This window comes from Paracoccus sp. NSM, from assembly GCF_052379855.1.
In the GTDB taxonomy this organism is placed as follows: Bacteria; Pseudomonadota; Alphaproteobacteria; order Rhodobacterales; family Rhodobacteraceae; genus Paracoccus.
Window position 1 is genome coordinate 91452 of sequence record NZ_JBQTCG010000010.1, and the last position, 7778, is coordinate 99229.

5 protein-coding genes and 1 tRNA gene are annotated in these 7778 nt (G+C 59.6%); 4 read left to right on the top strand and 2 right to left on the bottom strand.

Annotation, left to right across the window (positions count from 1 at the left end):
- Window positions 1–4: 4 nt before the first annotated feature.
- Both ACTZWU_RS13680 and ACTZWU_RS13685 read right to left on the bottom strand, forming a co-directional pair.
- Entirely contained in the window at window positions 5–1069 is a 1065-nt protein-coding gene (locus ACTZWU_RS13680) for an efflux RND transporter periplasmic adaptor subunit (protein WP_444737917.1), read from the bottom strand.
- A complete protein-coding gene (locus ACTZWU_RS13685) occupies window positions 1066–1614 on the bottom strand; it encodes a TetR/AcrR family transcriptional regulator (protein ID WP_444737918.1) in 549 nt (182 codons plus the stop codon). The genes ACTZWU_RS13680 and ACTZWU_RS13685 overlap by 4 nt, the downstream gene beginning before the upstream one ends.
- A 204-nt stretch (window positions 1615–1818) precedes the next feature.
- On the opposite strand from ACTZWU_RS13685, the gene ACTZWU_RS13690 reads away from it, so the two are divergent.
- The 4 genes from ACTZWU_RS13690 (at window position 1819) to ACTZWU_RS13705 (ending at window position 7402) form a co-directional block, all read left to right on the top strand.
- Window positions 1819–1894 (top strand) — tRNA-Ala (locus ACTZWU_RS13690).
- Window positions 1895–2214: 320 nt separating this feature from the next.
- Window positions 2215–4371 carry a restriction endonuclease subunit M gene (locus ACTZWU_RS13695; RefSeq protein ID WP_444737919.1) on the top strand — a complete coding sequence of 719 codons (2157 nt, stop codon included), beginning with the start codon at window positions 2215–2217 and terminating at the stop codon, window positions 4369–4371.
- 59 nt (window positions 4372–4430) lie between these two features.
- Window positions 4431–5783 carry a restriction endonuclease subunit S gene (locus ACTZWU_RS13700; RefSeq protein ID WP_444737920.1) on the top strand — a complete coding sequence of 451 codons (1353 nt, stop codon included), beginning with the start codon at window positions 4431–4433 and terminating at the stop codon, window positions 5781–5783.
- The gene (locus tag ACTZWU_RS13705; protein ID WP_444737921.1) at window positions 5780–7402 is read left to right on the top strand and encodes a hypothetical protein; all 1623 of its coding nucleotides are present in this window, start codon (window positions 5780–5782) and stop codon (window positions 7400–7402) included. Before ACTZWU_RS13700 ends, ACTZWU_RS13705 begins: the two co-directional genes overlap by 4 nt.
- Window positions 7403–7778: the final 376 nt, after the last annotated feature.

Here is a 7778-nt window from a genome sequence, read left to right on the forward strand (position 1 = left end):
ATCCTCAGAGGTTGCCGGGACGCACGGGCGCGCCCTCGGTCAGTTGCCACCAGCCCGCGGCGACGACGGAATCGCCCGCCTGCAGCCCTTCGGCGATCACGATCGATCCTCCCTGCGGCAGGCCAAGCGTGACCTTGCGCGAACTGGCCGTCCCGGCCTGCGGGTCAAAGACCCAGACGCGCGGCCCGTCCGGCCCCGTCGTGTCGATGGCCCCGGTCGGCAGGCTGATGCGCGCGACGTCGTTGCGCGGCGAGATATGGACATTCGCGGTCATCCCGGGCAGCAGCCTCGGGTCCAGCGCGCCCTGGATGGCAAAGCTGACATCGTAGGTCTGGGCGACGGGATCGGCCTCGGTCACGAAATCGCGCAATTCCAGCGGCAGGCGCAGATCGGCCAGCGCGGGAAAGGTTGCCTCGGCCACAAAGGCCCCGGCATTGCTGCGCGCTATCGCGGCCAGCGTCTCGGGCAGCGAGATCACCACGCGCATCTCGCTGATGTCCTGCAGGCGCAGGATCGGCACGGCGGGGGTGACGTTGGCATATTCCTCGACAAGCGTGCGGGCGACCAGCGCGGGAAAGGGCGCGGTGATCGTCGTCTGGTCCAGCGCGCGGCGCGCCTCGCTCAGGGCGATCTGGGCCTGGACGCGTTCGGCCTCGGCGCTGTCCAGCCGCGCGCGGGTCGAGACACGGTCAACCAGCGTGTTCGCGCGCTCGAACTCGGCCAGGGCCTGGGTGTTGACGGCCTCGGCGCGGGCGACGGCCAGTTCGTAGGACACCGCATCCAGCCGCGCGATCAGCGCGCCTTCCTCGACCCGGTCGCCTTCCGAAACCGGACGCTCGACCATCTGGCCCTGCACCTGGAATGCCAGATCGACGGTGCGGCGGGGCTCGACCCGGCCGACAAAGCTGCGCGATTCCGCGCGGGAATCGGGCGCCGCCGTCACCAGCGGCACGACCAGCGCGGGCGGCGCCTCGGCCTCGGTTGCGGTATCGGCGCTGGCATCGGGGATGCAGCCCGCCAGCAGCAGCGGGACAAGGCCGAGAAACAGGGAAAGACGCAGGCTGGTCATGACCGGACCTCGAATTCGGAAATCATTACTTCGATGCGTTCAAGCATCTGGCGGCGCAGTTCAGGGTCGGTGGGCGGAAGCCCCAGAAGGTGCTGCAACAGCATCCCGTCCATCGCCGACAGCAGGACCAGCGCGCCGACCGGATCGGACAGCCCCTCCAGCACCTCGCGCGTTTCCTCGGCGATATGGTTGCGCAACGGGTCCAGAAGCGCAGGATTATGCGCGCCCGCCACAAGGATCGCATGGGCCAGAGGCATGTCTTCGCCCATCAGCCCCAGCATCGCATCAAGCTTGGCGCGCATATCGCTGCAACCGCGCTCGGACTTGCCCTCGTTTGGGCAGACCCTGGCGCTGAACTTGTCGATCATGCGTTCCAGCAGGGCGGACATCAGCGCGTCCTTGCTGGAAAAGGTATAGAGCAGCCCGGCCTTGCTCAGCCCGACTTCGCGAGCCACGGCCTCGATCGTCAGCCGCGACGCACCGTCCCGTTGCGCCACGATGGTGGCGGCGTCCAGAATCGTGTCACGGGCAATCGCCTTCCGCATCGGACCCTCTTAACTTACCAACCGGTCGGTAACCCTTGGCTTGCGATTTGTCAATCTGCCGGATGGCGCAGCGCGCTTACAGATTGATGGGACAGCGACCGCGGAAAAAGCCGAAAGCGTTTCGATTTTTCCTCTTGCGGCCCCCGGCGGGGGCAACTATACGCCCCTCAGCGAGAGACGAAGCGTCACTTGCAGACCTCCGGTGGGGCCATAGCTCAGTTGGTAGAGCGCTTGAATGGCATTCAAGAGGTCAGGGGTTCGACTCCCCTTGGCTCCACCATTTCATCCTTGAAAAGTGACGGATAGATCTTCCATTCATGACGGAAGATTGTCCATTTTGTTGGGAAATCTGCGCAGGTTGAGCGCTTGAGGCCGTTAGAGATCGCTCTGCTGGCTTTTGTGTTTTTGCTACGCGGTGCTTGCGGTGGCAACCTCATCGCTTCGCCTACTGCTCTCAGCGTTTAGTCGCTCCACATCCGGATTCATCCTCCCACTGGACGACCTCCCCTCGATACTCGCATTTCCGCCAGCTCAGCACACGCCCCCAAAACTTCCTGCCTCAAAATGGTGCGGAGCCCCACTTGCTCCCAGACCATCGACATGGAACAAAAGAGCAAAGTGGTGTCAGGCCGCGTGTTTTCGATGTCGGGAAAGAAAATGGCAAATGCCTCGGGACAAGATTGGCTCGGACGAGCACTAGAAGATGGCCATATCCAGATCATTGCCAGTGGCAAATCTGAAAAGGTCCGCTATGTCGCATGTAATGTTGCCGAGAAATGGAGCGATCCAGAGGAAAAGGTTCGTGCCGCCTATTACGCCGAACTAATTTACCGATATGGATATGATCCTGAATTTATCGGAGTTGAAGTTACTGTTCCCGACCGGGTCCCTTATGATCGTGCAGACATTGTCGTTTTCCGCGACAAAGCGCGAACCAGACCTTTTGCCGTAATCGAATGCAAGCGAGATGGCGTTACCGACACAGAATTAAAGCAGGCCATTGAACAGGCTTTTGGGAATGGCCATGCCCACAAGTTCCGTGCCGAATATATCGGCGTGATCGCGGGGCAGACGCGGGCCTTTTATGATTGCTCCGACAACTTCGGTGCTCTGGAGCGTGAAGCGAATATAGTTGCCGACCTTCCCGTGAAGTTCGGCAAGCCCGAAGAGTTCAAGTATTACTTCGCCGCGCCCCCGAAACCCGATATCTCGGCGGTGGGGCGCGATGACCTGATCAAGACCATCCGCAAGTGCCACCAGACGCTTTGGGGCGGGGGCCGTCTTTCGCCGCCGACCGCGTTCGGTGAGCTTTGCAAGCTGATCTTCGTCAAGACACGTGACGAGAAGAAGCCGCGTCGGAAAGGCGAGCCCTACGAGTTCCAGATCAAGACTAACGAAACGCCGGACAGGCTCGCAGGCCGTATCCGCGCGCTCTATGAGGCCGAGCAGAAGAAAGACCCCGAAGTCTTCAACGAGGGGATCAAAATCGACGACGTCACTTTGAAGAACGTCGTGCTTCACCTTGAAGGCGTGAACCTCACCGCGACCGACCTGGACACCAAAGGGGTCGCGTTTGAGCAGTTCATGGACGGCTTTTTCAAGGGCGACTTCGGCCAGTATTTCACGCCGCGCAACATCATCGCCTTCTCGATCCAGATGCTCAACATCGAAAGCGATGACACCGTCATGGACCCGGCTTGTGGCTCGGGCGGCTTCCTGCTGCATGCGCTTGACCATATTCGCAAACAGGCCAGCGAATTCTACCCCGAAGACAGCCCGCAGCATTTCAGCTACTGGCACGACTTCGCTGGAAAACGTCTGTTCGGGATCGAGATCAACGAAGAGATCGCCCGCGTCGCCAAGATGAACATGATCGTCCACGATGACGGCCACACCAACGTCATCGGCAACGACGCCCTTGAACCCCTGACGGTGATCGCAGATCGCAACGAAACCTTTGCCCGCATCATGGGCATCGACCGGATGACCGGGCGGCGGGACGAGAGCAAGGGCTTCTCGAAAATCCCGACAAACCCGCCTTTCGGGGCCGTGGTGAAAGAGGAACTGCACACCTACCTCAGCAGCTATGAACTATCGCGCTACGTCGCCAAGGGCACGGCGGGCGAAGATGAGGACGATGACGCCCGCAGCCCCAGCTCCGGCAAGAAGTCGATCAAGCAGCGGTCCAGCGTCAAGACCGAGATCATCTATGTCGAACGCATCTGGCAGCTTCTGAAACCGGGCGGACAGGCTGCGGTCGTGCTGCCTGATGGCCTGCTGACAAACGCCAGCTTGCAAGGGGTCCGCGACTGGCTGTTGGAACGGTTCAAGGTTCTGGCCGTGGTGTCGCTACCGCAGTTCGCCTTTGCCCATTTCGGCGCAGGCGTGAAGTCCAGCGTTGTCTTCCTTGAAAAGCGCCCCTTCTCAATCACCAAGCGCGAGGGCAAGGAGATCGTTGTGGTCGGTTCGGTCAGCGATGACGAACCCATCTTCATGGCGATGGCCGAGAACATCGGCTACGACGCCGCCGGGCGGAATACCTACCAGATCGAGGTGTTAAGCGAGACGCCCGAGGTGGAACGGGTCGAACGTCACCGCAGCGACCTGTTCGATTGGCGGGTGGTCTATGACTGGAAGCCCGGCGAAGGGAAAAAGCCCGGCGTTTGGACGGAACGGCACCGCAACGTCACGCCGGGCAGCGGCCTTCTTGGCCAATACGCAGCATTCCAGCGGGACCCGACGCCTTTTTTCGTCTAACCCCCGTTCCCGCTGGGCAGGCTGTCTGCTTTGCGGTGAAGCGGGGGGAAGCATCCTCCATGACACTATCAGTCAGCCCGCAGGTCGTGGCTTTGAAACAGCTTCGCGCTGATCTGGCGGCAGCACCCTGGCCGATCCTGCCATTGGGTCATCCCGAGGTGGCTGAGATCAATCCCAAGGTCGATCTGAAATCCTTGGAAGATGACGCGCCGGTTTCATTCCTGCCTATGGAAGCCGTGGAGGAGAACACCAATACCTTCCATCCGACGGTCCGGCCCGTTGCCGAGGTCCGAAAGGGCTACACCGCATTTGCAGACAATGACGTGATCTGGGCGAAGATCACGCCCTGCATGCAAAACGGAAAATCTGCTCTGGTGCGTGGCTTGACGAATGGGGTTGGCAGCGGATCGACAGAATTCCATGTCTTGCGAGCAGGACAGAAAGCCCTGCCCGAATTTCTGTGGGCGCTTCTCTCGATGCCGCGACTGCTTTTTGCGGCGCAGGGAGCCTTTGCCGGTTCATCGGGCCATCAAAGGGTGCCTGCGACCTTCTTGGAAGAATTGAATGTGCCAGTCCCGCCGCTGTCGCAACAGGCGCGCCTAGTGGAAGTTCTGCTTAGTGGGAAATCAAGTCGTGACCACGCCCTTGGAAGGGCAAGGGAAATCGTTGCAGAGATAAACGGCCTGGTCCTGAACGAGCTGGGCATAGTTCTATCATTGCCCAAAGTTAGTTCTGTTTTCGCAACGAAGCGGTTGGTCGCAGTGACCCGCCTTGACCCCTTTTTCCATTCGCCTGCATTCCTAGAGGTTGAACGGGAGATCGCGGAAAAGCCTCATGCTATTTTGGGCGAGATTGTCGAGTTCTCGGACAAGACATGGGACGCAAAAGCCCATCCGGAAGCCAGTTTTGACTACATCGAAATCAGCGGCGTTGATCGTGTCACAGGTCGTGCTGTTCCAAATCGTGTTGCGGTCGAAAACGCCCCCAGCCGTGCGAGGATGGTCACAAGACCGGGCGACATACTCGTCAGTTTGACACGACCGCATCACGGATCAATTGCTTTGCTGGATGACCAGCATGAGGGCTGCATCGCCTCAACGGGCTTCGCGGTCATTTGCGATGTAGATACGGACCGCACATCGGCCCGGTTTGTCTGGACGATGCTACGCTTAAGCGTCTGCCTTGACCAAATGCTGCGCCGGTCAAGCGGGGGCAACTACCCGGCGATCACGCAGGAAGAGCTTGGCAAGGTCCTCATCCCGCTTCCCGACAAGGCGACACAGCAGCGAATATGTGATGAAGTCGAGCGCCGCCATGTCGAGGCGCAGAAGCTCGAAATCGAAGCCCACTCGATCTGGCAAGCCGCACGTCAGCGGTTCGAAGACCAATTGTTGAACGGAATTGCACCATGATCCTGTCCGGTATCCTGCATTCTTCGCTGGGCGGCTTCATGGTGATCCGGGGGGTGGCCCCGCTTGGCGACCTGGCCCGTTGCTCGCGCTTTGACCCCGCCTATCAGCGCAACCTGATCGACACCCACAAGGCCGAGATTGAGCGGTTCCTCGCGGATCGCCAGTTCCTGTTCTTCCCAGAGGTGGTGTTGTCGGCATCGCTTCGGTTTGACTTCGACAAGGCGCGGGGCCGCGCCGTCGATCCGCTTGGCGACCTGTTCACCGGCAAGGGGTTTGTGTCGAACGTCAACGGCCTCAAGATCACGGTGCAGTCCACAAAACTGCCCAAGGCATTGGAGACGGTCGGCGGCACGAATGCCCCGACGCTAGTCTATCTGGAACTGCCCGATGCCGAGATGGACGCCGATGATGCTGTGAAGCTGTTCCGCATCGACGGGAACCATCGCCTCAGTGCCGCGAAAGACGTAAAGGCGGGCGAAGCGACCTACAGGCTGGAAACGCCGTTTTGCATCGTTCTGCATCAAGACCCAACGCTGGCTCGGCAGTTCGAAAAGGTTGTCTTCCATAACATCAATGCCAAGCAGATACCGCTCACCTCGGAAGAGAACTTGCGGCTGATCTTGGAAGAAGGGGATGGGTCGCTGTTCAAGGATGCCGATCTGGTCAGCAACCCCAGCCTTGGCCCGGCCTATCTGATGGCCCGCAAGCTGTTGCCCGAGTTCGACGTGCGGTTCCTGTCCGGCTTGGCCAAGCATTTTGCGAACAAGCACACCTTAGCGCTTGGCCTGTCCCAGTTTCTAATGGCTAGGGATGAAGCCCTTGGAAGGGCCGCGACCGCCGAAGAGATCGCGGGACTGATCGGCCCTGTACGCGAGGCATTGAAGCGAACCAACACCATGTATGAGGGGGACCACCACAAGCAATTGCGCGAGGCCGGTTGCCATGGCGTGCTGACTGCCGCCGTCCATTTCGCCTACAAGAACGGTGGTGCCCAACTTCCCGCCTTCGCCCGCTGGGTGACAAGCAACCGCATCGACCGCCTCACCCCGTCAGGCACCACGCGCGGTCTGGGCTACCACTACCACCTGGGCCAGACCCAAGCAGTGGACGCCGCGAGCCTTGTCGAGGTGTTCGAAAGCATCTTGAAGGCCCGTAGCCGAGAAGTCTTTGTGTCGATGGAGTTCGGCAAGCATACAGACGCTGTCTATAAGGCGATTGAAAAGGCGATTACCCGGCTTAACGAGAAGCACAAGCTCAAGCAGTTGGGTCTGGCGCTCAAGCCGATCCGGATCGACCGCGTGATCAAGGGTCACTCCTACACAATCAACGACGAAATCCTGAACGTCATCGACGGGTCAGGTTTGTTGATCGCCGACCTGACCCAAGGCAACAAGAACGTCTACCACGAAGTCGGCTACATGATGGGTTTGAACAAGGGACGTGGCGGGTCGCAAGACAACTTCATCCTGATTGCAGACCAAGCCAAACTGGCCGGGGATAGCGCGATTGGATTTAACCTTAGGGCGTGGCAGCAGCTTCGTTTCTCTGACACGTCCAGCCTTGAAGACGACCTAATCGAGGCGATGGAAGAGTTTTTCAAGCTCAAGCCAGAGGATTGAGCGAGGGTAGGCTTGCTGAGGTTCGCATGCCGCAGATACCAGCTGAAATCACGCTGGCCTCACGGCGGTCAAACTAACCTGTAAATTCGATGCAAGTGTATTGATAGCCGCTTCCTGTGCGATCAAAATACTGGCTTTCACGGCACGACTGAAAATCACTCCACGCGTTCCCAGATTGGATGGTCGGTGTTGTTGAGAGGCCATCGCGAGTAGAGCACGTGGCTGCTGATGGAGCGGGGAGCTCGTCACCGAACTTGAACGCTTTTAAGTATGGGGCACTCTTTGAGCGGCAAGACCAAAGGATCATCCCATCGCGGGAAACCACAAATGCGCAAGCCTTCGGCGTTAGATTCACAAAGCGAAGGGCACTCGCTTG

What these genes read in the sequence shown, in the direction of transcription:
- ACTZWU_RS13685 (WP_444737918.1), bottom strand. Translation starts at nt 1,614, where the DNA reads ATGCGGAAGGCGATTGCCCGTGACACGATTCTGGACGCCGCCACCATC.
- ACTZWU_RS13705 (WP_444737921.1), top strand. Translation starts at nt 5,780, where the DNA reads ATGATCCTGTCCGGTATCCTGCATTCTTCGCTGGGCGGCTTCATGGTG.
- ACTZWU_RS13680 (WP_444737917.1), bottom strand. Translation starts at nt 1,069, where the DNA reads ATGACCAGCCTGCGTCTTTCCCTGTTTCTCGGCCTTGTCCCGCTGCTG.
- ACTZWU_RS13700 (WP_444737920.1), top strand. Translation starts at nt 4,431, where the DNA reads ATGACACTATCAGTCAGCCCGCAGGTCGTGGCTTTGAAACAGCTTCGC.
- ACTZWU_RS13695 (WP_444737919.1), top strand. Translation starts at nt 2,215, where the DNA reads ATGGAACAAAAGAGCAAAGTGGTGTCAGGCCGCGTGTTTTCGATGTCG.